We start from the raw sequence: 24014 nt of genomic DNA, 5'->3' as shown, positions 1-24014 counted from the left end.
TATAATTTGAAAGATTTCTTAGTTAATGTTAAAAAGGATAATTGAAAATATCCCTCGTTTTTTGGTTTGACAAATATGTGAACAAATATCTTAAAAAAAAAATGCTCAGCTATTGAATTTTAAGATTTTTTTCCTCATGTTTAACCTGCTTTATAATGTACGAAAAAATAATGAAATTTTATTATGATAATTGACGAAATAGAAATAAGAGTGCGTTATGGTGAAACCGATCAAATGGGCGTTGTTCATCATGGGAATTACGCGTTGTATCTAGAAATGGCGCGGACTGAGTGGCTACGGTCTTTAGGAGTGTCTTATAAAGAAATGGAAGCCCAAGGTGTTATGTTACCTGTGATTTCAATGTCTTTAAACTACAAAAAATCAGCTTTTTATGATGAGGTCATTAAAGTGAAAACGATACTAAAAAAGAGCCCTACGGTTAAGATCGATTTTGACTTCGAAATTACGAACCAAAAAGGCGAAATTTTAGTTTTAGCGAACACGGTTTTGGCTTTCATTAACATGGAGACAAAGCGCCCCATGAAATGTCCGAAATATATATTAGATCTTATACCTGAATAAACTTACAGTTTTTTAATTTCGACTTCATAAAGGATGCTGAAACTATTAAAAACAGTTTCAGCATCTTTTTTTCTAACCGATATGGTAAGCTCACAGTGAAGTTCTAATTTTTGGTCTACGACATTTAAATTTTTCTCCTTTATCGTGCGCATTACCTTATTCATGTTTTTATAATCGAAAACAATGAGGTATTCTATATTAATGGTGCGTTCTACAATTTTTGAAGCTTCCAAGCTTAATTGTGCCGACGTTCTATATGCACTTATTAAGCCGCCAACGCCCAATTTAACGCCTCCAAAATAACGTACTACAATAATTAGAACATTAGTGACATCAAAAGATTGAATTTGCCCATAAATAGGCATTCCAGCAGAATTGTTTGGTTCGCCATCGTCGTTGGCTCGATATGCAATGGTTTCTGTTCCTATTTGATAGGCATAACACCAATGCCTTGCAGCATGATGCTGTTTCTTTATGGCTTCTAGATGTTCTTTAACATCTTCTTCCGTCTTTACAGGAAATGCATATCCAAAAAACTTACTGTTCTTTTCTTTAAACAGCGTTTCTTCAGATGGTTTTAAAATGGTTTTGTATGTATCTTGTACTTCCAAGTTTTAGCTAAATAGTTCTTTCTTAGTTTCAAATAGGGTTGTAACGTCTTCTTTAGCTGGATCGATATTCCAAGTGTGGATGCCTAGTTTCTCTGCAGCGATGGTGTTTTCTGTTAAGTCGTCTACAAATAACGTTTCAGCAGCAACAAGGTTGTTTTGTTTTAAAACATATTCGTAGATATCTGGATTCGGTTTTCTTAAGTTGATTTCGTGTGATAAGTAAAATACATCAAAATAACTCTGAAACTCGTTAAAAAATGGCACATAACTTTTTACAAACTCGATATGTAAGTCGTTAGTGTTGCTTAGTAATATTAATTTGTATTTCTTGCTTTCCGAAAGTGCTTTTAAAAATTCTAACCGATGATGAGGAAAATCTTTTAAGATAGAATTCCATATTTCTAGAATTTTATCTGACTGTACATCTGGAAAAGACGATTCGTAAAACTCTACAAATTCAGAGGTATCCATTAGGCCCATTTCATATAGACTGTTAATATGCGTTAAGTCTTCTGGGATGCTGTCTAATTTAAAATTAAGTAAAGCATTTTCTAGAGCACCGACTTTATCTAAGTTGATAAATACGTCTCCAAAATCGAATATTATTGTTTTAATCATTGATGTAATATTTTAAAGTATCGTTTAAAAGTTTTGTTTCGGAAGTTAAGCGTCCTTTTACTTCAGGTGCTTTTGTACCTTCTAAAAACTGATTTGTGCCGTAAAAAACACGGGCTTCGTCCCAAAGGTTTTCACTTATAAAAGTTTGTAAGGTTTTGCTTCCACCTTCAATAATTACAGACGTGATATTGAGTGCGTGTAAACGTTTACAGATTTGAGATGCTAAAGGTTGTGAGGTGTCTAGTTCTGCATCCGTCAATCGTATGGTTTTAGCTGTAGCATTAAATACGGCAACCTCTTCCGGTAAGTTATTGTGGGTGTCAACTACAATGCGTGTTGGATGTAAACCGGTCCAGTCGCGAACGGTTAAACTCGGATTGTCTTGTAAAACGGTGTTGCCTCCAACTAAAATGGCTTGCTCTTCGGCGCGCCATTTATGTACCAATTGTCTAGAATACATATTTGTAATCCATACCGGTTTTTGTTCCTCTTTAGTTTTAGGAGCTATAAAGCCATCGGCAGATTGTGCCCATTTTAAAATAATATATGGTCGCTTTTTATTGTGAAACGTAAAAAAACGTTTGTGAAGGTCTTTACATGCGGCTTCTAAAACACCGACAGTAACCTCGCAACCCGAATTTTGTAATTTTTTTATGCCTTGTCCAGCAACTAACGAATTGTCGTCTATAGTACCAATTACCACTTTTGGAATATTATGTTTTATTATAAGGTCGCTACATGGTGGCGTTTTTCCAAAATGAGAACAGGGTTCTAAAGTAACATATAAAGTAGCTTGTTTTAAAAGCGATGTGTCTGTAACCGATTGAATCGCATTTACTTCGGCATGAGGTCCGCCGTAAGGGCTTGTAAATCCTTCGCCAATAATAGTGTTGTTAACTACAATTACACAGCCTACCATTGGGTTTGGTCGTGTAGTTCCAAGTCCGTTTTTGGCAATTTCTATACAGCGATTTATGTATTTTTCATGTATCTTCACGGCACAAAAATAAGATTAAAAACGAGGATGACCCATTTCGTGATAAGAGAAATTCAAACAAAAGACAATCTGCAAGTCGCGGCACTAATTCGTACCGTGTTGATTGAGTTTGGTGTGCCTAAAGTTGGGACGGCATACGAAGACAAGGCTTTAGATGATATGTCTGAAACCTACAATACTGAAAATTCTGCGTATTTTGTGGTCGATACCGATGAAAAAATTATTGGTGGAGCTGGTATTGGTCCGCTAAAAGGTGAAGACGATATTTGCGAATTACAAAAAATGTACTTTTTAGAGGAGGCTAGAGGTCAGGGTGCAGGTAAGGCTATGATGGATACATGTTTGCAAAAAGCCAAAGATTTAGGGTTCAAAAGATGCTATATTGAAACTTTACCTTATATGAAATCGGCTATGCGCTTATACGAGAAAACAGGATTTGAGTATATCGACGCACCGATGGGCGATACGGGACATTATTCGTGTACGATTTGGATGATAAAAGATTTATGAAACTAAAAGATATTCAAAATACATTTCACGAGGCATTAGATGCCGATTATGATAAGAGAGAAGTAGACCATTTCTTTTTTATGATCTGCGACTATTATTTCAACTTTAAACGCATTTCGCTTGCTTTAGAACCTGAATATAGTATTTCGGAAACAGATGCGATTCCTGTTCTGGATGCTTTAGAATCTTTAAAGAAGCATGAGCCTATTCAGTACGTACTAAAATCGACTGAGTTTTTTGGTTTGGAATTTCAGGTGAATAATGCAGTGTTAATCCCGAGGCCAGAAACCGAAGAGTTAGTAGCGTGGATTATTGAAGCGGGCTTAGATAAAATTAAAGATCCGATACGTATTTTAGATATTGGGACGGGAAGTGGTTGCATTGCTATTGCGGTGGCGAAACATTTTGAAAACGCTAATGTTTTTGGTGTGGATATATCTGAAGATGCCATAGGCGTTGCAAAACACAATGCAGAATTAAATAACGTTACAGTTAATTTTATTCAGGCCGATATTTTAAACATAGACCCAACTCTAGTTTCAGATTTCTCGTTACCGTTTGATATTATAATTTCTAATCCGCCCTATGTGCGCGAACAGGAGAAACTTCAAATGAAAGCAAATGTGTTGAATCATGAACCACATCAAGCTTTATTTGTAGAAGATCACGATCCGCTAAAATTTTATAAAGTCATCTCGGAATTTGCAAAAATTAATTTGGTAGAAGACGGACTGTTATTCTTCGAAATTAATGAGTTTTTAGGCGAAGAAATGGTCGCCTTATTAATTGAGCATCATTTTAAGGCTGTAGAGCTAAGAAAAGATATGTTTAAAAGAAATAGAATGATTAAAGGCATAAAAAAAATATGAAATCTATAGCTGTTTTTTGTGGTTCTAGTGTAGGAACCGATTCAAAAATTAAATCTGAAGCCTATCATCTAGGTAAAAGCTTGGCCGAACGCCAAATTACTTTAGTTTATGGTGCCGCTAAAATCGGAATTATGGGCGAAGTCGCTCGTGGTGTTTTAGATTACGAAGGACGGGTTTTAGGTATTATTCCTGGGTTTTTGGAAACAAAGGAAATTGTACATCCTAAACTATCAGAATTAATTGTAACCGATAACATGCATTCACGAAAAGTGATTATGTATGAAAAATCAGATGGATTTATGGTGCTTCCAGGAGGTTTTGGTACAATGGATGAGTTTTTTGAAATTGCCACTTGGGGACAATTAGGTCTTCATACAAAACCTATTGGAATTTTAAATATTAACGGTTTTTTCGATCATTTAATAGCGTATTTTAAAACCATGGTAGAACGTGGATTTTTAAAACAAGATGTACTAGATGCCGTTGTTGTAGACGACACTGTAGTTGGGTTATTAGAAAAAATGAATAATTATAAGCCTTTACCAGCTCCTAAATGGTTAAATAAAGACAGATTGTAAGCATGACGATTGAAACACAGATTCAGCAATTAAGAGACCAATTAAACGATTATAATTATAAATATTACGTTTTAGACGAAAGTGATATTAGTGATTTTGAGTTCGATATGAAACTTAAAACACTTCAAGGTCTGGAAGCTAAACACCCTGAATTTTTCGATGTTAATTCGCCTACACATCGTGTGGGAGGGACTATAACTAAAAATTTTAATACCGTTGTACATGATTATCGCATGTATTCTTTAGATAATTCGTATTCTAAAGACGACTTGCTAGCGTGGGAACAACGCGTAAAGAAAATGGTTGACGGTGATGTGTCCTATACGTGCGAATTAAAATACGATGGGGCTTCCATAAGTTTAACTTACGAAAACGGAATACTGACTAAAGCGGTAACGCGTGGCGACGGCGTGCAAGGGGATGAGGTCACAGCGAATATAAAAACTATAAAATCTGTTCCGTTAAGATTAAAAGGTGATTTTCCTAAAAAATTCGATATTCGTGGAGAAATTGTGTTGCCTTTTGAAGGCTTTAATAAAATGAACGAAGACCGGATTGAGATTGGTGAAGAGCCTTATCGAAATCCGAGAAATACAGCATCAGGAAGTTTAAAATTACAAGACAGTAGTGAGGTGGCTAAACGTCCGTTAGAATGTTTACTTTATAATATAATCGGTCGAAATTTAAATATTCAATCACAAAAAGAAAGTTTAGACAAAGCGAGAAGTTGGGGATTTAAAGTGCCAAACGTTGCTAAGTTAGTGGATTCTATAGATGGTGTTTTCGAATTTATAGAATATTGGGATGTACATAGACACGAATTACCTTACGAAACAGATGGCGTTGTGGTAAAAGTAAACAGTTTTCAGCATCAAGACGAGCTAGGGTACACAGCAAAAGCACCGCGTTGGGCCATTGCATATAAGTTTAAAGCCGAGCAAGTATCTACGCGATTAAATGAAATTACATATCAAGTTGGACGTACAGGAGCAATAACACCTGTAGCCAATTTAGAACCCGTAGAATTAGCGGGAACTACGGTTAAACGTGCGTCTTTGCATAATGCCGATCAGATAGCGAAATTAGATATTCGTGAAGGTGATGAGGTTTTTGTAGAAAAAGGGGGAGAGATTATTCCTAAAATTATTGCGGTGGACTTATCACAACGTCCAGCAGATTCTAAACCAACAGCCTATATAACGCATTGTCCAGAATGTCAGACAGAACTAGTAAGACAAGAAGGCGAAGCACAGCATTATTGTCCGAATTATAACGGATGTAAACCACAAATTGTTGGTAGAATTCAGCATTTTATTTCAAGAAAGGCAATGGATATCGATGGTTTGGGAGGAGAAACAGTCGCTTTATTGGTGCATGCAGGATTAATTCAAAATTATTCAGATTTATACGCATTAGCAAAAGAAGATGTTTTGCCTTTAGAACGCATGGCCGAAAAGAGTGCAGATAATTTAATAAAGGGAATAGAGCAGTCTAAGCAAGTACCTTTTGAACGGGTGTTGTACGCTTTGGGTATTCGCTATGTTGGCGAAACGGTTGCTAAAAAACTCGTGAAACATTTTAAATTCATTGATAAGATTGCAGAGGCTACCGAAGAGGAGCTTGTTAATGTTGACGAAATTGGAATAAAGATAGCAAAGAGTGTTGTGGAGTTTTTTCAATCAGATGAAAATCAGAAGATTATTGAGAGGTTGAAAGGGTTTGGATTGTCTTTAGAAATTTCGGAAGAAGCATTGGCTAATCAATCCGACACATTATCAGGGAAAATATTTGTTGTTTCTGGGGTATTTACTACGGTATCTCGAAATGATCTTAAAAAAATGATTGAAGATAATGGTGGTAAGGTGGGAAGTTCAATTTCGTCTAAAACATCATATGTTATTGCAGGTGACAAAATGGGACCGAGTAAGCGCACAAAAGCAGAGCAATTAGGTATCGATATTTTATCGGAGAATGATTTTCTGTTGCTGTTAAAAGATATTTAATTTAATTATAATGACTTGAGTATTAGCTAAACTTGCAAATAAAGATATTAGATGGTTATATTTGTAGGATAGGAGCCAATTAATTTATGAAGGAAATACATTATTTATTAATTATTTTATTTTTACTAAGCGGTATGTACGTGTTAACAGAGTGTATGTCGCTTTTCTATTTTTCTCAAGCTATAACAGCTTTAATTGTACCAGTAATAACTGTTTTTTACTTGGTTACTTGCAAGAGAAAAATACCATATTTTACAACTTTTTTAATTTTGTATTCCGTAGCTTATCTTTTTACTTTAATAGATGTTAGTGAGATACATAAATTTTTAACTTACTATGTATCAAATCTTATGTTTATATCGGCATACATTTTTTTAATTTATGGGGTTTCAAAAAACATTCCCTTTAAAGGGGTAGTGCCTAGATTTAATCTTACTATTATTATTTTAATTCTATTAAACTCTTATGTACTTTACAACTTGTGGAGTAATGATTTTTCTAGCGAATATTTCTTTAGAGAGCTTCCTGATACAATAGAAAAATCACCTACTGAGGACGCTCCTCTTTTAAGAGAAACAATGATGTCTATATTACTAGAGTTTGTATATAATTTGGTGGTTTTAGTTCTATTAAATGTGTCTTTTATAAATTATTTATATAAAGAAAATAAGAGATCAATGCTTTTGTTTATAGGGAGTTTATGTGTAGTGTTTTCAGAGGTTATTCAATATGCTATCTTTTTCCCTTCAGATGTTATTATATTAAACGTTATTTGTTTTTTACTTATTCTTGTAGGTTTCTTGTGTTTTTATCTTTTTGCAATTCACTCTATTAAGAAGGGAGAGCTTACTTTTAAAACCATACAATAGCATATTAATAAAGTGCCATACCAAATTTAATAGAGTAAAAAAAAAGAGCGCTAGAAATGCGCTCTTATAATGATATTTTTAAAACGGTTTTGTTAAACAACAATAGAAACGCCTTCTGCGGCTTTGTTTTTGTTAGAGTCAAAGTAAAAATCTATTTTACCTAAATTAATACCGTAACAGCCTACCTGGTTTACTAAAGTGGTTTTATCTTCAATATTTTGTACTAGTGTTGGCTTTGCTAAAAAGGTATGTGTATGTCCGCCAATTATTAAATCGATATCTTTTGTAGAAGCGGCAAGTTTTAAATCGCTAATTTTTCCTTCAGTATTGTATTGGTATCCCATATGTGAAAGACAAATAATGAGATCACATTGTTCTTGTTGTTTTAAGATACGCGTCATGTCTTGGGCACTTTCTACGGGGTCTAAATATTTTGTCTCTTTGTACATCGCTGGATCTACTAAACCACTCAATTCTATGCCTAACCCAAATACACCTATCTTAATTCCGTCTTTAATAAAGACCTTGTAGGGTTTGGTGTGTGTATCCATTACGGTATTAGAGAAGTCGTAATTAGAAATTAAAAAGGGAAATTCTGCATGTGGTAGTTGTGCATACAAACCATCGACCCCATTGTCGAAATCGTGATTTCCAATGGTCGCAGCATCGTATTTAAGTTTACTCATTAATTTAAACTCCAGTTCACCGCCATAAAAATTAAAATAAGGTGTGCCTTGAAAAATATCTCCTGCATCTAAAAGTAAGGTGTTTGGGTTTTCTAAGCGAAACTTATCTATTAAAGTTGCGCGTCTTGCTACACCACCTTTATTTGCTCTATCGCCCTCGTTCGGACCAAACGGATCAATGTGACTATGCACATCGTTGGTGTGTAAAATGGTGATCTTTTTGGTTGTGGGTGCTGTTGTAAAAGAGGATAATGATAATCCGCCTAACGCAACTAAAGAGGTTGCAACTGTAGATTGTTGTATAAAATCTCTACGTTTCATAACACTTTATTTATTTTAATTGGATAAATCTATCGTCTATCACCGGGTTAATAGTGTCTACTTTTGTAAAATAATCGATAAGCGCATTTCTCCATTTGTAATTTAATACATACAGGCTGTCGCTTGGCTGAAAAAAGGTCATGTGGTCGCCTCCGTTATATAAATAATCATTGGTGGCGATATAATACGTTTTGTTTTCGTCTATATCCTTACCTTTTACTTTCGCTTCAGTTACATCGAAATCGGAATTTATAATCAATTTTAACTGAGAGACTGGGTGTGGTCGCTTAGCTTTACTAAGGTATTCCATAGCTTCATTTACATTCTTACCTTTTACACTGGCTACCACAATACTATTTTCAAACGGCATAATTTCATATGCGGTTTTAAGCGTTATATCGCCTTTAGGTATTTGGGAGCGAATACCACCATGATTTAGAATAACAAAATCTATATCGTGATTGGTACGACTTTTAAAAATCGGATTTGCTTGTTCGTAAACAATATCGGCCATGAGGTTTCCAATAGCTGTATTAAATTCGCCATTGCTTTTATTGTATGACGCTGGGGCATATGCAAGAACACTATCTAGGGTTTTAACCACGTGGTCATGATACGGCTTTATAAAGTCTGTAAGTGTGGGATCAGGAATTATTTCTTCGGAAACGGGAATTTGTTTGCCTTCAATTTTTGCTAAGTTTACAGTGTTTGTTTTACAACCTACCAGAAACACAAGAGAAAAGGCAATAATTAATTGTTTAAAAATCATAATTAAACTTATAAATTTTACTGAAGTATGGGTATAGTTTTTCTACATTTGCACGAAAGTTTAAATATAAATGATTTTAAAAGGTTTTAGGGAAAAATCTAATAAAAAGTATTTTGATAAATTGTTAGTAAATCGCAAGATTTCCAACGTGTCAAAACCTATTGAAAGTTTGGGAGTTATCGTGAATATCGATGAGTTTTCTAACCTCGAAGCCTTAAAATCTATAGCTAAACTTTTAAATATTAACCCAAGTAAATTTCAATTAATAACCTTTACAACGTCTATTCCGAATAAAGAAAGTGAAGATAATTTATCTTTTTCTTCTAAGGATATAGGTTGGAGTGGTAAGATTAAGAATGGTGAATTAGACGCATTTTTAAATACGAATTTCGACGCTTTAATTAGTTATTATTTTACAGATAATTTAGATCTTAAAATGCTAACAGCAATATCGAAAGCCGATTTTAAGATAGGGGTTTTACAAGAAGAACAACGGCAAAACGATTTAATTATTAAGGTAAATCCGGATGCGATAGAGGTATTTAAAACAGAGCTTTTAAAATACTTAAGTATATTAAAAAGAATTAAAAAAGATGAATAGTAAATTAATGGGGACTGGAGTTGCTCTGGTTACACCTTTTAAGGCAGATCTTAGTATAGATCACGAAGCACTAACAAATATTGTTAATTTTAATATTGATAACGGTACCGACTATTTAGTAATAATGGGAACTACCGGAGAAAGTGTAACAGTTACTAAGGAAGAAAAGCTGGCCATAATAAAAACTATTTCTGAAGCAAATAACGGACGATTACCATTAGTTTTAGGAATAGGAGGGAATAATACAGCAGCGGTTATAGAAGAAATTAAATCTACAGATTTAAGTGGATTTGAAGCGATTTTATCGGTGTCACCATATTATAGTAAGCCAACTCAAGAAGGGGTTTATCAGCATTTTAAAGCCATATCAGAAGCTTGTCCTATTTCCATTATTTTATATAATGTACCAGGGAGAACGGCTTCTAACATGTTGCCGGAAACAACCATTAGACTTGCCAACGACTTTACTAATATTGTAGGGGTTAAGGAAGCCGGAAATAATATCGGACAATATTTAAAGCTTTTAAAAGATAAGCCAGAAGATTTTTTAATTATTTCTGGGGACGACGATTTAGTCTTAGGAGTACTTTTAGCAGGTGGTTCGGGTGTTATTTCTGTAATTGGTCAAGCGTTTCCAGCTCAGTTTTCTAAAATGATTAAATTAGGATTAGAAGGTAAGGCTAAAGAGGCGTATGCGATTCATTTTAAATTAATGGACGTAATTGGTTATATCTTTGAAGAAAATAATCCGTCAGGAATAAAAGCGGTTTACGAAGCTTTGGGCTTATGTCGTGCAGATGTGAGATTACCATTGGTAGAAGCAACTCCTGGGTTAAAAGATAAAATTAAAGCGTTTGTAGAAACACTTTAATACAAAGCTAATTGGCGTGTGTTTAGCAAGGAAGCACGCGCTTATTTTTTCGGTAGCGTTTAAAAGTTAAAATATACTTAAAGCTAATTGTAACCTAATTACAACCTTTATTTTAGCTGAAAAATAATATTTTTAAAATCAATTAGAATAGCTTAATTTTGCATTCTGTTTAAAAACTATGAAGAAATATTTATACATTTTATTCGCGTTTATTGTTTTAAGCTCATGTAGTGAATATCAACAGACACTTAAAGCGACAGACATTGGACCAAAATTTAAATTAGGGGAACAACTTTATAATGAAGGTGAGTACTCTAAAGCAAATAGATTATTTTCTCAGATTGTGCCAAGTTACCGAGGTAAACCACAAGCAGAGAAATTAATGTACATGTATGCACAGACACAATATGGTATGAAAAACTATATTGCATCTTCTTATCAGTTTGAGCGTTTTGCAGACTCGTATCCAAAAAGTGAGAAGTTAGAAGAAGCTTCATTTCTAAGTGCAAAGAGTTATTACATGAGGTCTCCTGTTTTTAGTAAAGACCAAACAGAGACAAAGGAAGCTATAGAAAAATTGCAATTATTTATAAACCTATTTCCAAAATCAGAATACTTAGCAGAAGCTAGTGGTTTTATTAGGGAATTAGATGGTAAATTAGAACGTAAAGCATTCGAAATTGCTAAGCAGTATAATACGATATCAGATTATAAAGCATCAATCAAATCTTTTGATAACTTTTTGTTTCAATTCCCAGGGTCATCATTAAGAGAAGATGCGATGTATTATAGATTCGATTCATCGTTTAATCTAGCAATACGAAGTGTTGAACGTAAGAAAGAAGAACGTTTGGAATCTGCAGAAAAATATTATAGAGATTTAATTACTGGGTTTTCAGAAACGCAATATTTAGATCGCGCAGATAAAATGCACGAAGAGATAGTAGAAGAATTAAAAAATTACAGCACTAAAAGTTAATATAATGGATTTAAAAAAAATCAATGCTCCTGTTAATACAATAACGTACAACAGAAATAAAATTGACGAACCGACAGGGAATATATATGAAGCAATTTCTATTATTTCTAGACGTGCAGATCAGATTAACACTGAAATTAAAAAAGAACTAATTGAAAAATTAGAAGAATTTGCAACGTATAACGATAGTTTAGAAGAGATTTTTGAAAACAAAGAACAAATTGAGGTTTCAAAATTCTACGAAAAATTACCTAAGCCACACGCTTTAGCAGTACAAGAGTGGTTAGACAACAAAGTATACTACAGAAACACTGACGAAGACGTTCAGTAAAACATAAGCGATGTCAATACTAAGCGGCAAAAACATACTGTTAGGCATTAGTGCAGGTATAGCTGCTTATAAGACAGCTTCTTTAGTAAGGTTATTTATAAAAGCAGGTGCTAACGTTAAAGTCGTTATGACACCTGCTTCTGTTGATTTTGTAACACCCTTAACCTTATCTACCTTATCTAAACACCCAGTGGTGTCTTCGTTTTATAATGAAGACGACGAGAATGCGGTATGGAACAGCCATGTCGATTTAGGCCTTTGGGCAGACTTCTTCATTATTGCGCCAGCAACTGCAAATACCATGTCTAAAATGGCTAATGGTACTAGCGATAATTTATTGTTAGCTACCTATTTATCGGCTAAATGTCCTGTGTATTTCGCTCCTGCAATGGACTTAGATATGTTTAAACACCCTTCTACAGCTCAGTCTTTCGAAACGTTACAAAGTTTTGGAAATATTATGATTCCTGCAACCTCAGGCGAATTAGCAAGTGGTTTAGTGGGCGAAGGTCGTATGGCAGAGCCAGAAGATATAGTATCGTTTATAGAAAACCATATACTTGGCAATTTACCTCTATACGGTAAAAAGGTTATGATTACTGCCGGACCAACTTACGAAGCTATAGACCCGGTTAGATTTATTGGAAATCATTCTAGTGGTAAAATGGGATTCGAGTTGGCAAAAACAGCAGCAAATCTTGGTGCTGAGGTGATTTTAATTTCAGGGCCAACAAATCAAATACTTCAACACAGCGCTGTTAAAATTAATCATGTAATAAGTGCACAAGACATGTACGAACAAGCACATATGCATTTTAACGAGGTAGATATTGCAATCTGTGCGGCCGCTGTTGCAGATTATAAACCAAAAGAAGTTGCACTTCAGAAAATAAAAAAGGACGATAGTACGTTAAACATAGAACTGGAAAAAACTAAAGATGTTTTGGCTTCTTTAGGTGCTATAAAAACCAATCAGTTTTTAGTTGGGTTTGCATTAGAAACGAATAACGAACTGGAGCACGCCAAAGGAAAATTAAAGCGTAAAAATTTAGACTTAATCGTTCTTAATTCGTTAAACGATAAAGGCGCCGGATTTAAGTCTAATACCAATAAAGTAACGCTTATTGATGCTAAAGAACACATAACTGAATTTAATTTAAAATCGAAGGCAGACGTTGCTCAAGATATATTCAATGAAATATTAAATCAACGATATGCGTAATATATTATTTGTAGTGTTTTTATGTCTTTCTCTTAGCTTATCTGCTCAAGAGTTAAACTGTAAAGTTGTGGTTAATGCCCAACAAACAGGAAATGAAAATGTTCAAGTATTTCAAACATTAGAAAAGCAACTTAACGAGTTTGTTAATAATACACAGTGGACTACAAGAGGTTTTAAAGTCACCGAACGTGTTAATTGTAGTATGGTTATTATTATAAATGAATATGATGGCGACCTATTTAAAGCCAGCATACAAGTGCAATCTTCTAGACCCGTTTATGGTTCATCGTATAGCACGCCCGTTTATAATTTTAACGATCAGAATTTTACATTTAATTATGTCGAGTTTCAGAATCTAAACTTTAGCCCGACACAATTCGAGTCTAATTTAGTGTCTGTTTTAGCCTATCATGTATATATGATTCTTGGTCAAGACGCAGATAGTTTTAAATTAAAAGGTGGCGATGAATATCTAAACCAAGCGCAAACCATTGTAAATTATTCACAGCAGGAAGGCTTTAAAGGATGGAAGTTAGCAGATGGTTTACAGACTAGATACACTTTAATCGATAATATGTTATCACCAACTTATAAGGAATATCGCGAAGTCATGTATTCATACCATAGAAATGGATTGGATAACATGAGTACCGATGTTAAGTTGGGGAAAGAAAATATTGCCTCGGCTATAGAGCCGTTTAAAACCATGAATAACCGTAGACCAAATTCTTTTTTGTTACGTGTGTTTTTTGATGCGAAAAGCGACGAAATAGAAGACATCTTTTCAGGCGGACCTAGCGTAAATGTTTCAGACATGGTAAGCGTTCTTAACAATGTAGCGCCTACATATTCTAGCAAATGGAGAAATATTAAGTTTTAATTTGATTACGACTTAAATCTAAATTATCTTTGATTTTACAAATCTAAAGCACCTCAATCACATTGCTTACATCTCTTTCTATAAAAAACTATGCCTTAATCGACGATTTACAGGCAGATTTTAATTCTGGGTTTACTATTATCACTGGAGAAACCGGTGCGGGTAAATCTATTTTACTTGGCGCATTATCGTTAATTCTAGGTAAACGAGCAGATTTGTCGTCTTTAAAAGACGATACTCAGAAATGTATAATTGAAGCCGTTTTCGATGTTTCAAATTACAATTTAGAGGCTGTTTACGAACAGGAAGACTTAGATTTTGAACCGCAAACTATTATACGTCGCGAAATTTTGCCTTCAGGAAAATCGCGTGCCTTTGTAAACGATTCTCCTGTTACTGTAAGTAGTCTACAGGCTTTAGGCGAGCGATTAATCGATATCCATTCGCAACATCAAACCATGCAACTTACAGACGATGCCTTTCAGTTTCAGGTTATCGATGCCTTAGCACAGGTTGAAGCACCTTTAGTAGATTATAAAAAGCAACTTAAGGCTTATAAATCTCTTCAGAAGGAATTAAAAAAACTATTAGATTTTCAGGCAGAAGCGAATAAAGAACATGAATATAATTCATTTTTATTACAAGAATTAATTGATGCTAAATTGGTTGAAGGCGAGTTTGAATCTTTAGAAGAAGAATACGAAACACTTGATAATATTGAAGCAATTAAAGAAAAAATTGGTGCTTCTCATCAGTTATTAAGCGACGAACAAATAGGAGGATTAGCTATTCTTACCGAAATAAAAACAAACTTTAGTAAGATTGCGTCTTTCTCTCAAAAGTATAAAGACTTATACGACAGAATAGATAGTAATTTTATCGAGTTATACGATATTTTTACAGAAATAGAGGCTTCGGAAGATGCTTTAGAAGCAGATCCAGGGCGCTTAGAAGTGGTTAATTCAAGATTGCAATTGCTTCATAATTTAAAGAAAAAGCATTTAGTTTCAGAAATTTCAGAACTTATAGAGATTCAGAATGCTTTAGATGAAAAAGTAGGGGTAACCGAAAATCTAGATAAAAATATTCAGAAATTAAAAACTGAAATAGCTAAGATTGAAAAAGCTTTAAATGCTTTAGCAAAAACAATTCATACCAAACGTAACGCCGTTATTCCAACGTTAAAATCGCAATTAGAAACGTTGTTAGCCGATTTAGGTATGCCGAATGCCCAGTTTAAAATTACTTTAACCGTGGCATCAGAATTTCATGCAAATGGAAAAGACGATTTACAATTTCTGTTTTCAGCGAATAAAGGTGGCGCATTTAAACCCTTAAATAAAGCGGCATCGGGAGGAGAGTTATCCCGAATTATGTTGGCTATAAAATCGGTGTTATCCAAGTACATGCAGTTGCCTACTATAATGTTCGATGAAATTGATACTGGTGTGTCTGGTGAAATATCCAATAAAATGGGAGTTATTATGAAACAGATGAGTTCTAGTATGCAAGTGTTTGCCATAACCCATTTACCACAAGTTGCAGCAAAAGGAGACACACATTTAAAAGTATATAAAGAAGATGTTAACCAAATTACAACTACAAATCTAATTGTAATTAAAGGCGAAGATCGTATTGTAGAAATAGCACAAATGTTGGGTGGCTTGGAATTGTCTAGCTCTGCTATAGCCCATGCTAAGCAACTGTTAAATTAATACAACTTTTTAAAGATGAAAACGTCTTCGAGTATCCTGTTAGTATTAGGTTTTATATTGGCCTTTAGCAGTTGTGATGGGGATGATCAGGGCACATGTAGTGGAGTGTATTCGGAGGGAGAATGTATTCCGGATTTTGTGTTTTCGCCAATAGATAGTGTGGTAAATGGTCAGAAGTTTTATCACGATACTTATGGTATAATTAGCTACAAAAATGGCAATTGGATGGCAGAAGACGCTACGATTATTACTGAAAATGAATTATTAATAGAATAAAAAGTTTTATTAACTTTGACGATTCTGGGATTTAGTCCCAGGCAAAGTTAAATTTAGAATAAAAAAAATATGTCATACAATTTATTAAAGGGTAAGAGAGGAATCATTTTTGGAGCATTGGATGAAAATTCGATAGCTTGGAAAACTGCAGAACGTGTTCACGAAGAAGGAGGAACGTTTGTTTTAACCAATGCACCAGTAGCTATGCGAATGGGGCAAATAAATGAACTGGCAGAGAAAACAGGTTCTCAAATTATTCCTGCGGATGCGACGTCTGTAGAAGATTTACAAAATCTGGTTGAAAAATCTATGGAGATTTTAGGCGGAAAAATTGATTTCGTTTTACATTCAATTGGAATGTCAATTAACGTAAGAAAAGGAAAACACTATACCGATCAGAATTACGAATTCACAAAAAAAGGAACAGATGTTTCTGCAATGTCTTTTCATAAAGTGATGCAAACGCTTTACAAAGCAGATGCTATGAACGAATGGGGAAGTATTGTTGGCTTATCTTATATGGCTGCACAACGTGTGTTCCCTGATTATAACGATATGGCCGACAACAAAGCCTATTTAGAAAGTGTTGCACGTAGTTTTGGATATTTCTTCGGAAAAGATAAAAAAGTAAGAGTAAATACAATTTCACAATCTCCAACACCAACAACGGCTGGTTCTGGTGTTAAAGGTTTTGATGGTTTTATTGCTTATGCAGATAAAATGTCTCCGCTAGGTAATGCAACGGCAGAAGATTGTGCAAACTACACAGTGGCGATGTTTAGTGATTTAACTAAACGTGTAACGTTACAAAACTTATATAACGATGGTGGATTTAGTAACATGGGAGTAAGTAACGAAGTTATGGAAGCCTTTGTTGCCTCTGAGACTAAAGAATAATAGACCTTTTAAAGTCTTTTTAAAAGCCGCCTAAAAAGGTGGCTTTTTTTATGCATTTAATTACATTTGTGTATGCAATTACGGTATTCCTTTATTATTCCTGTATATAATCGTCCTGAGGAAACTGAGGAGTTATTACTGAGTTTTGTAAATTTAAAAACAACTTTAAATTTCGAAATTGTAATTGTCGAAGATGGCTCAACCCAAACTTCAGAAGCCGTAGTTAATGCTTTTAAAGATGCGTTGAATATTGCTTATTTTTTTAAGGAAAATTCCGGTCCTGGAGATTCTCGAAACTTCGGAATGAAACATGCTACAGGTAACTACTTTATTATTTTAGATTCCGATTGCGTGTTACCTTCAAACTATTTAAGTGAAGTCGACGCCAGTTTAAATTCTGAATATGTCGATTGTTTTGGAGGTCCAGATGCCGCCGATGCATCATTTACCAATTTGCAGAAAGCTATTAATTTTTCAATGACATCGTTTATTACTACCGGTGGAATTCGAGGAAGTAAAAATCAGATTGGGAAATTTCAACCGAGAAGCTTTAATATGGGCTTATCTAAAGTTGCGTTTGAAGCCTCTAATGGGTTTGGAACAATTCATCCGGGAGAAGATCCAGACTTATCTATCAGGCTTTGGGCATTAGGATTTCAAACTAAACTAATTACAGAGGCTTTTGTGTATCATAAGCGTCGTATTTCGTGGGCTAAGTTTTATAAACAGGTGCATAAATTTGGAATGGTGCGCCCTATTTTAAATTCATGGCATCCACATACCGCAAAAATTACCTATTGGTTTCCAACACTATTTATATTAGGATTAATAGTTGCTATTGGCGCTTATATATTTCAGTTTAAATGGTTATTAATGTGCTATTTTATGTACTTTATTGTGGCATTCATTTTGGCGTTAGTGCAATCTAAAAGTTTAATAGTGGCAATATTAGCAATACCGGCGATACTAATTCAGTTTGAAGGTTATGGTTATGGTTTTTTAAAATCGTTTGTAAATGTGCAGCTATTAAAAAAAGATGCAAAACTTGTGTTTCCAGAATTATTCTTTAAATTATAGAAATGAAAGATATTAAATCAAGGTTTTTAAGATTTGTAAGTAGCAAGAAAATAAATGTTTTTGCTTTATTTCTTGCCTTATCATTTACCATTTTAATCTTAAATAAACTGTCTAGAACATTTACAAATACCATTACTTTTTCTGTAAACACCGTTAATATTCCAGAGACGTTTGTGGTTTTAAATGATAGTAGTCAGCAATTAAATGTGACGCTAAAAACATATGGTTTTAAGTTTTTAAGATATTATTTGTCTAGTCCGAAGTTAACTGTAGATTACGACGATAAATTAAGTTTAACCGATTCTACATTTTCATGGAATCAGCAACGCTCTTATTCTAAAATTAACGACCAGTTTGATAAAGATGTTGAAGTGATTAGTATCTCTCCAGATGTGTTAAAGTTTAAATACGACGAAAATGCAACTAAAGACATACCAGTCGTATTGAATAAGAAAGTTCAGTTTAGTCCCGGATATGATGTTTTAAAGGGATTTACTATAACTCCAGATACCATTCATGTTGTCGGACCTGAGAAAATACTCAAAGCATTAACGCATATTGAAACGGTACCTCTGGATTTAAAAGATGTACATTTAGACATTGGTCAAACGCTTAAATTAGAATTGCCAGAAAATAAGGATCACATTCAGTTTTCGCATGAAAGTGTGCGTTTGTCGGCTAAAGTAGAAAAGTTTACCGAAGGTGTTTTTAATATTCCGGTGGCCATAAAAAACGTTCCAAGTAATCTATCTTTAAAATATTATCCAAAATCAGTTTCTGTTTCATATTACACCAATTTAGATGGTTTTAAAGACGTGCAGGAAAAAGACTTTAAAGTCGAATGCGATTATGCTAAGCATTTAGAAAATCAGTCGTATTTAGTGCCAGAATTGGTTGCTAAACCAGAATCGGTTAAGAGTGCTAAAATTATTCAACAAAAAATAGAATTTATAATTACAGAATGATAGTTGTTGGTATTACAGGAGGTATTGGTAGTGGTAAGTCTACCGTAGCAAGAGCGTTTCATAAAACGTACGGAATTCCTATGTATATTTCTGATGACGAAGCCAAGTTACTTATGGTGCAATCTCCAGAGATTAAATCGGAATTAATTGCATTGTTTGGAGCCGATACCTATAAAGATGGCGCCCTAAATAAACCGTTTATTTCTGATGCTATTTTTAACGATAAGGTGCTGTTAGAAAAAATGAATGCCATAGTGCATCCAAGAGTTGCCAAGCATTTTAAAACATGGGTTAGTAAACAAGATTCTGCGTATATTTTAAAAGAATCTGCAATTTTGTTTGAAAGTCATGCCGATACGTCTTGCGATTTTATTATTACGGTGACTTTAGATAAAGCGACTAAGGTTGAGCGTATACTAAAACGAGATAATACCACTGTCGAAAAGATAGAATCTATAATGAATAAGCAGTGGGACGATGCTAAAAGAATATCAAAATCTGACTTCGTAATTGTGAATGACACGATGGCTCATATGCAAGACCAAGTAGATGAAATTCACAACACAATACTTAATAAAATTAAATAAAAGAGCAATTTTAACAAATTTGTTAATGTAAGGTTAAATGTTAAAAAAGCTAAATGTTAAAATGTTAATTTTGAACGATGAGTAAGAAATTGTTTATATTGTTAGTGATACTAATGAGCCTATCGCTAATAGGTATCATCTTTGTACAAGCACGATATATTAGCGACTCAGTGGAAAATGAAGAGGAGCAATTTACATTTAATGTAAAGAAAGCCTTGAGTTTTGTGTCTAAAGATATAGAACAACGTGAATTAAATACTTACTTTAAAAAGTTTCAACGTTTAGTAGACCAGAAGAAGGATGCAGATACGATTGCAATTACCCAACTTCTATTTAATCAGCAAAACGAAAGTACAGATGAAACTTTAATTTATAGAAGTGGAATATTAGAAGAGAACTATAAGTTGTCGTCTTCGATCTTTGACATTGGTTTAGATAGTATTAATATTAAACGTATTATTAGTAAATCTGAAACTAAAGTTTACAGTAATAAAAGTGTTATAGAAAACAATGTTAATGTAAGCCCGGTTTTAAGTATTTCTAAAATTGGACGATTTAATGAAGCTGAAAAACAAAGTTTTGAAGATGCATTTAAAGTTTTAACCAGTAGAACACCAATTTATAAGCGTGTTAAGAAGGAAGAAATTACACGATTGTTGTCTAAAAAACTTCACGAAGATAATATAGATATCGATTACGAATATGCTATTTATAGTAACGATTTAGCAACTAAAGTGCAAAGTGAAGGTTTCGAACTTAAAGACGATAAAACGTTTAGTGTGCCTATTTTTCAAAATGAAAATAGTCAGAACAACTTTAGGTTACTGGTTAATTTTCCAGAACGAAACAAGTTTATCATGTCGTCTATAGTGGGTATGACATTGTTATCTTTCTTATTTACTTCTATTATAATTATTGCATATACAAGTGCTTTATATCAGTTGGTAAAACAACGTAAGATTTCAGAAATTAAGAATGATTTCATTAATAATATGACGCATGAGTTTAAAACACCAATTGCAACCATTAATTTGGCTTTGGATGCGATAAAGAATCCGAAGATTATCGATGATAAAGAGAAGGTGATGCGTTATCTTAATATGATTAAAGAAGAGAATAAACGTATGCATGCACACGTTGAAAATGTATTAAGAATATCTAAACTTGAAAAAAATGAACTAAATATTAGTAAGGATAGTGCCGATTTGCACGACTTAATACATGATGCTATTACACACGTTGAATTAATAGTAGAAGATAGACAAGGCTTTATACATTTACATTTAGATGCCGAAAAATCTTCTGTATTAGCGAGTGAAACGCACTTTACAAATGTTATAGTTAATATGTTAGATAATGCTATAAAATACTCTCCAGAGGCACCAAAAATAGATGTGTATACGGAGACTGTAGGAAATAGTGTTTTATTAAAAATAAAAGACCAAGGTAGCGGTATGAGTAAAGCCGCACAAAAACGAGTTTTTGAAAAGTTTTATAGAGAACACACAGGAAACATACATAATGTAAAAGGTCATGGTCTAGGCCTTGCATATGTTAAACGAATAGTAGATGATCATCAAGGTCATATTTCGGTGGAAAGTGAAAAAGGAAAAGGGAGTACATTTATTGTTAAACTTCCATTAATATCATAAAAGTTATGAGCGAGCAACATAAGAAAATATTGTTAGTAGAGGATGATCCAAATTTTGGAACCGTACTTAAAGATTATTTAACCATGAACGATTACGAAGTTACCCATGCTAAAAATGGTATGGAAGGTTTCGAAAAGTTTAAAAAGGACGATTTTGATTTATGTATCCTAGATGTAATGATGCCTTATAAAGATGGGTTTACTCTAGCTAAAGAAATCAGAGAAAAAAATACTGAAGTGCCTATTATTTTCTTAACAGCGAAAGCGATGAAAGAAGATGTGTTAAGAGGTTATAAAGTTGGTGCAGACGACTATTTAAACAAGCCTTTTGATAGTGAAGTACTATTAATGAAGATTCATGCTATAATACAGCGTAAAGCTTCAGAAACAGTTACAGATAGTAAGCAATTCGAATTTAAGATTGGTAACTTCGACTTAAATTCGAAACTAAGATTCTTAAAACTAAACGGAGAAGATCCTATAAAATTATCTCCTAAAGAGAATGAATTATTACGTTTGTTAGCTTTACACGAAAATGACTTAATGCCTAGAGAATTGGCATTGACTAAGATTTGGAGAGACGACAACTATTTTACATCTAGAAGTATGGATGTGTATATCGCTAAATTAAGAAAGTACTTAAAAGGCGATGAAAATGTTGAAATTTTAAACATACACGGTGAAGGTTTCCGTTTGGTAGTAAACAACCAAAATGGATAATAAACATCACATAAAATAAAAAAAATCCAGCTATAAGCTGGATTTTTTTATGCGTAAAAGTTATGTTTTATTATGCGCTTCAAACTTAAATACGACCTCCATTTTTAGAGATTAATTACAAGTTCTAAGCGTTAAACAATTATTTATAATAACAAGCCTAGTATTTGTGCACATATAATTAAAAGCACCATAGCAATAGGATATACGGTAGCATAAGCAACCGAAGGTGCATCTGTTTTAGTCATCGTATCTACAGCCGCTAATCCCGGTGTACTAGTCATAGATCCCGTTAACGTTCCTAACAATGTTAATGTATTTATCTTAAAGAAAATTCGAGCTATTATAGTGGCTATAAGCATTGGAACAAAAGTAATAAGTCCACCAATTAAGAACAATTTAATACCGTATTGCATGTACGTTTCTACAAGTGTGGCTCCGGCTTTAGTTCCTACTACGGCTAAGAATAACATTAATCCGAATTGTCTTAATAACTGGTTGGAGTTTCCACTCATTACCCAAAGGATATTCCCAGTTTTCCCGATTCTACCTAATACCATCGCAACTATTAAAATACCTCCAGTTAGTCCCAAATTAAAAGTAAAGGCATCTCCAAAAGAAATCGATACGCCTCCTACTAAAATACCTATTACAATACCTAAAGCAAGTGGGAAAAAGTCTGTGTCGGAAAGTTTACTTTTATTATCGCCGATTAGATTCGATATTTGTGACACGCAGCTCTTCTGGCTAGATATCATAAGTTTATCACCTATTTGTAGTCTTAGTGTAGAGTTCGGAGATAAATCAATACCACTTCTTCTAATGCGAGTAATTGTGGCGTTAAAATTGTCTTTTAGATTTAATTCTCCTAACGTTTTATTCACCAAAGAGGTCTTCGTCATTAAATAGGATTGTACCACAAAATCTTCACCTAAAGACATTTCTACATCTACTCTAGGGCCAATAAGTACTTCTACACGTCTTAAGGCTTCTTCTGTACCCACTACACGTATGTAATCACCTTTATGTAGTCTAGAATCTTTTTGAGGGACAAAGGCCTTATTTTCGTGTTTTATTCTCGAGACAACACCTTTTGTCATAGAGCGTACTTGTAGCTCTTCTAGAGTTTTACCAATAGCTCCTATATTATCAACTTGAAATGTACTTCTAACAATAGTATCGTAGTGACCATGGGTCTTAGCCTCGTAAATTTGTTCTTCATTTGTTAAATTAATTCTGAATATTTTCGGATATAATTTCACAAATAGTATGACTCCAATAACTCCAAACGGATACGCAATACCATAACCAATAGATGCTAACGGAGATTGAGTGACATCGATGGCTGTCGCTAAACCAGGTGTACTAGTTAAAGCGCCTGCCATTAAACCAATGGCAATAGACTTATCGATTCCCATAAACTGAATAGAAAGGAAAGTAATAAATGCAGCGGAGAATACAATTAAAGCAGCGATAATAACTAAGTTCTTTCCGTTTTCTCTAAAAGATTCGAAAAATCCAGGACCGGCTTGCAAACCAATAGTATAAATAAATAAAATTAATCCGATTTTCTGTAGAATATCCGGTAACTCCACTCCTAAGTGTCCAAATAGTAAGGCCACAAATATTATGGCAGAGACGTCTAACGAAATCCCTTTTACTTTGATGTTACCGATTATAAACCCGATACAAATAATTAAAAAGAGAGCTAAATAGGTGGCGTTTAAAAATTCCATAGGTTACATTTTAATAGGGTGCAAAAGTAATTAGTATAATAAAGTTAGCACATGACTTTTATCATTATATATTAGATAAAACTAGCAATATAAAAT

Annotated in this window: 26 protein-coding genes; 20 read left to right on the top strand and 6 right to left on the bottom strand. The window is 33.8% G+C overall.

Going from position 1 to position 24014, the window contains the following annotated elements; genetic code table 11:
* Positions 1 to 183: 183 nt before the first annotated feature.
* Complete coding sequence (locus ACKC83_RS17725) at positions 184 to 582, top strand: acyl-CoA thioesterase (protein ID WP_434036570.1); 399 nt, start codon at positions 184 to 186, stop codon at positions 580 to 582.
* A 2-nt stretch (positions 583 to 584) separates the two neighbouring features.
* Here the strand turns inward: ACKC83_RS17725 and ACKC83_RS17720 are convergent, their stop codons facing one another.
* Genes ACKC83_RS17720 through ribD form a run of 3 tightly spaced genes read right to left on the bottom strand, consistent with a single transcriptional unit; the run spans position 585 to position 2808 of the window.
* Positions 585 to 1193: an IMPACT family protein gene (locus ACKC83_RS17720; protein ID WP_434036569.1), complete on the bottom strand. Its 609-nt coding sequence runs from the start codon at positions 1191 to 1193 to the stop codon at positions 585 to 587.
* A 3-nt stretch (positions 1194 to 1196) separates the two neighbouring features.
* Positions 1197 to 1811 (bottom strand): HAD family hydrolase, encoded by a 615-nt coding sequence (locus tag ACKC83_RS17715; RefSeq protein ID WP_434036568.1) that lies wholly within the window; start codon positions 1809 to 1811, stop codon positions 1197 to 1199.
* The gene (gene ribD / locus ACKC83_RS17710; protein ID WP_434036567.1) at positions 1804 to 2808 is read right to left on the bottom strand and encodes a bifunctional diaminohydroxyphosphoribosylaminopyrimidine deaminase/5-amino-6-(5-phosphoribosylamino)uracil reductase RibD; all 1005 of its coding nucleotides are present in this window, start codon (positions 2806 to 2808) and stop codon (positions 1804 to 1806) included. The genes ACKC83_RS17715 and ribD overlap by 8 nt, the downstream gene beginning before the upstream one ends.
* 27 nt (positions 2809 to 2835) lie before the next feature.
* On the opposite strand from ribD, the gene ACKC83_RS17705 reads away from it, so the two are divergent.
* From ACKC83_RS17705 to ACKC83_RS17685, 5 genes are all read left to right on the top strand, one after another.
* Complete coding sequence (locus tag ACKC83_RS17705; protein WP_434036566.1) at positions 2836 to 3318, top strand: GNAT family N-acetyltransferase; 483 nt, start codon at positions 2836 to 2838, stop codon at positions 3316 to 3318.
* Positions 3315 to 4187, top strand: a complete 873-nt coding sequence (gene prmC, locus ACKC83_RS17700; protein ID WP_434036565.1) for a peptide chain release factor N(5)-glutamine methyltransferase — start codon at positions 3315 to 3317, stop codon at positions 4185 to 4187. Before ACKC83_RS17705 ends, prmC begins: the two co-directional genes overlap by 4 nt.
* Positions 4184 to 4765, top strand: coding sequence for a TIGR00730 family Rossman fold protein (locus ACKC83_RS17695; RefSeq protein ID WP_434036564.1), 582 nt, complete (start codon positions 4184 to 4186; stop codon positions 4763 to 4765). The genes prmC and ACKC83_RS17695 overlap by 4 nt, the downstream gene beginning before the upstream one ends.
* 2 nt (positions 4766 to 4767) lie before the next feature.
* Positions 4768 to 6768, top strand: a complete 2001-nt coding sequence (gene ligA / locus ACKC83_RS17690; RefSeq protein ID WP_434036563.1) for an NAD-dependent DNA ligase LigA — start codon at positions 4768 to 4770, stop codon at positions 6766 to 6768.
* Positions 6769 to 6854: 86 nt separating this feature from the next.
* Complete coding sequence (locus ACKC83_RS17685) at positions 6855 to 7637, top strand: hypothetical protein (RefSeq protein ID WP_434036562.1); 783 nt, start codon at positions 6855 to 6857, stop codon at positions 7635 to 7637.
* A gap of 92 nt (positions 7638 to 7729) precedes the next feature.
* Here ACKC83_RS17685 and ACKC83_RS17680 read toward each other — a convergent pair whose 3' ends face one another.
* Together ACKC83_RS17680 and ACKC83_RS17675 are read right to left on the bottom strand one after the other, a co-directional pair.
* Positions 7730 to 8644 carry a bifunctional metallophosphatase/5'-nucleotidase gene (locus ACKC83_RS17680; RefSeq protein ID WP_434036561.1) on the bottom strand — a complete coding sequence of 305 codons (915 nt, stop codon included), beginning with the start codon at positions 8642 to 8644 and terminating at the stop codon, positions 7730 to 7732.
* 10 nt (positions 8645 to 8654) lie between these two features.
* The gene (locus tag ACKC83_RS17675) at positions 8655 to 9413 is read right to left on the bottom strand and encodes a 5'-nucleotidase C-terminal domain-containing protein (protein WP_434036560.1); all 759 of its coding nucleotides are present in this window, start codon (positions 9411 to 9413) and stop codon (positions 8655 to 8657) included.
* 70 nt (positions 9414 to 9483) lie between these two features.
* Here ACKC83_RS17675 and ACKC83_RS17670 point away from each other — a divergent pair, with 70 nt between their 5' ends.
* The 14 genes from ACKC83_RS17670 (at position 9484) to ACKC83_RS17605 (ending at position 22185) form a co-directional block, all read left to right on the top strand.
* Positions 9484 to 10014, top strand: coding sequence for a DUF6913 domain-containing protein (locus ACKC83_RS17670; RefSeq protein ID WP_434036559.1), 531 nt, complete (start codon positions 9484 to 9486; stop codon positions 10012 to 10014).
* The gene (dapA, locus tag ACKC83_RS17665) at positions 10007 to 10885 is read left to right on the top strand and encodes a 4-hydroxy-tetrahydrodipicolinate synthase (protein ID WP_414037409.1); all 879 of its coding nucleotides are present in this window, start codon (positions 10007 to 10009) and stop codon (positions 10883 to 10885) included. Before ACKC83_RS17670 ends, dapA begins: the two co-directional genes overlap by 8 nt.
* Positions 10886 to 11063: 178 nt before the next feature.
* Positions 11064 to 11864: an outer membrane protein assembly factor BamD gene (locus ACKC83_RS17660; RefSeq protein WP_434036558.1), complete on the top strand. Its 801-nt coding sequence runs from the start codon at positions 11064 to 11066 to the stop codon at positions 11862 to 11864.
* Between the two features lie 4 nt (positions 11865 to 11868).
* Entirely contained in the window at positions 11869 to 12195 is a 327-nt protein-coding gene (locus ACKC83_RS17655; protein ID WP_414037407.1) for a DNA-directed RNA polymerase subunit omega, read from the top strand.
* Between the two features lie 10 nt (positions 12196 to 12205).
* A complete protein-coding gene (coaBC, locus tag ACKC83_RS17650) occupies positions 12206 to 13417 on the top strand; it encodes a bifunctional phosphopantothenoylcysteine decarboxylase/phosphopantothenate--cysteine ligase CoaBC (RefSeq protein WP_434036557.1) in 1212 nt (403 codons plus the stop codon).
* On the top strand, positions 13410 to 14297 hold the full coding sequence (locus ACKC83_RS17645) for a DUF4835 family protein (protein ID WP_434036556.1): 888 nt from the start codon (positions 13410 to 13412) through the stop codon (positions 14295 to 14297). The genes coaBC and ACKC83_RS17645 overlap by 8 nt, the downstream gene beginning before the upstream one ends.
* Before the next feature lie 62 nt (positions 14298 to 14359).
* Positions 14360 to 16012 carry a DNA repair protein RecN gene (recN, locus tag ACKC83_RS17640; RefSeq protein WP_434036555.1) on the top strand — a complete coding sequence of 551 codons (1653 nt, stop codon included), beginning with the start codon at positions 14360 to 14362 and terminating at the stop codon, positions 16010 to 16012.
* Between the two features lie 15 nt (positions 16013 to 16027).
* Positions 16028 to 16288, top strand: coding sequence for a hypothetical protein (locus tag ACKC83_RS17635; RefSeq protein ID WP_434036554.1), 261 nt, complete (start codon positions 16028 to 16030; stop codon positions 16286 to 16288).
* A gap of 69 nt (positions 16289 to 16357) precedes the next feature.
* Entirely contained in the window at positions 16358 to 17185 is an 828-nt protein-coding gene (locus ACKC83_RS17630; RefSeq protein WP_414037402.1) for an enoyl-ACP reductase FabI, read from the top strand.
* Between the two features lie 72 nt (positions 17186 to 17257).
* A complete protein-coding gene (locus ACKC83_RS17625) occupies positions 17258 to 18262 on the top strand; it encodes a glycosyltransferase (RefSeq protein ID WP_434036553.1) in 1005 nt (334 codons plus the stop codon).
* 2 nt (positions 18263 to 18264) lie between these two features.
* Positions 18265 to 19227, top strand: a complete 963-nt coding sequence (locus ACKC83_RS17620) for a CdaR family protein (RefSeq protein WP_434036552.1) — start codon at positions 18265 to 18267, stop codon at positions 19225 to 19227.
* Positions 19224 to 19814 (top strand): dephospho-CoA kinase, encoded by a 591-nt coding sequence (gene coaE / locus ACKC83_RS17615; protein ID WP_434036551.1) that lies wholly within the window; start codon positions 19224 to 19226, stop codon positions 19812 to 19814. Before ACKC83_RS17620 ends, coaE begins: the two co-directional genes overlap by 4 nt.
* Positions 19815 to 19891: 77 nt before the next feature.
* Positions 19892 to 21466, top strand: a complete 1575-nt coding sequence (locus ACKC83_RS17610) for a sensor histidine kinase (RefSeq protein WP_434036550.1) — start codon at positions 19892 to 19894, stop codon at positions 21464 to 21466.
* 5 nt (positions 21467 to 21471) lie between these two features.
* On the top strand, positions 21472 to 22185 hold the full coding sequence (locus ACKC83_RS17605) for a response regulator transcription factor (RefSeq protein WP_414037397.1): 714 nt from the start codon (positions 21472 to 21474) through the stop codon (positions 22183 to 22185).
* Between the two features lie 143 nt (positions 22186 to 22328).
* On the opposite strand, the gene ACKC83_RS17600 is transcribed toward ACKC83_RS17605, so the two are convergent.
* Entirely contained in the window at positions 22329 to 23918 is a 1590-nt protein-coding gene (locus ACKC83_RS17600) for an aspartate:alanine exchanger family transporter (protein WP_414037396.1), read from the bottom strand.
* Positions 23919 to 24014 lie beyond the last annotated feature (96 nt).

It is taken from the genome of Formosa bonchosmolovskayae (assembly GCF_051016085.1).
In the GTDB taxonomy this organism is placed as follows: domain Bacteria; phylum Bacteroidota; class Bacteroidia; order Flavobacteriales; family Flavobacteriaceae; genus Formosa.
Note: the sequence above shows the minus strand (reverse complement) of the source record. Positions and strands in the feature narration are given on the sequence as shown.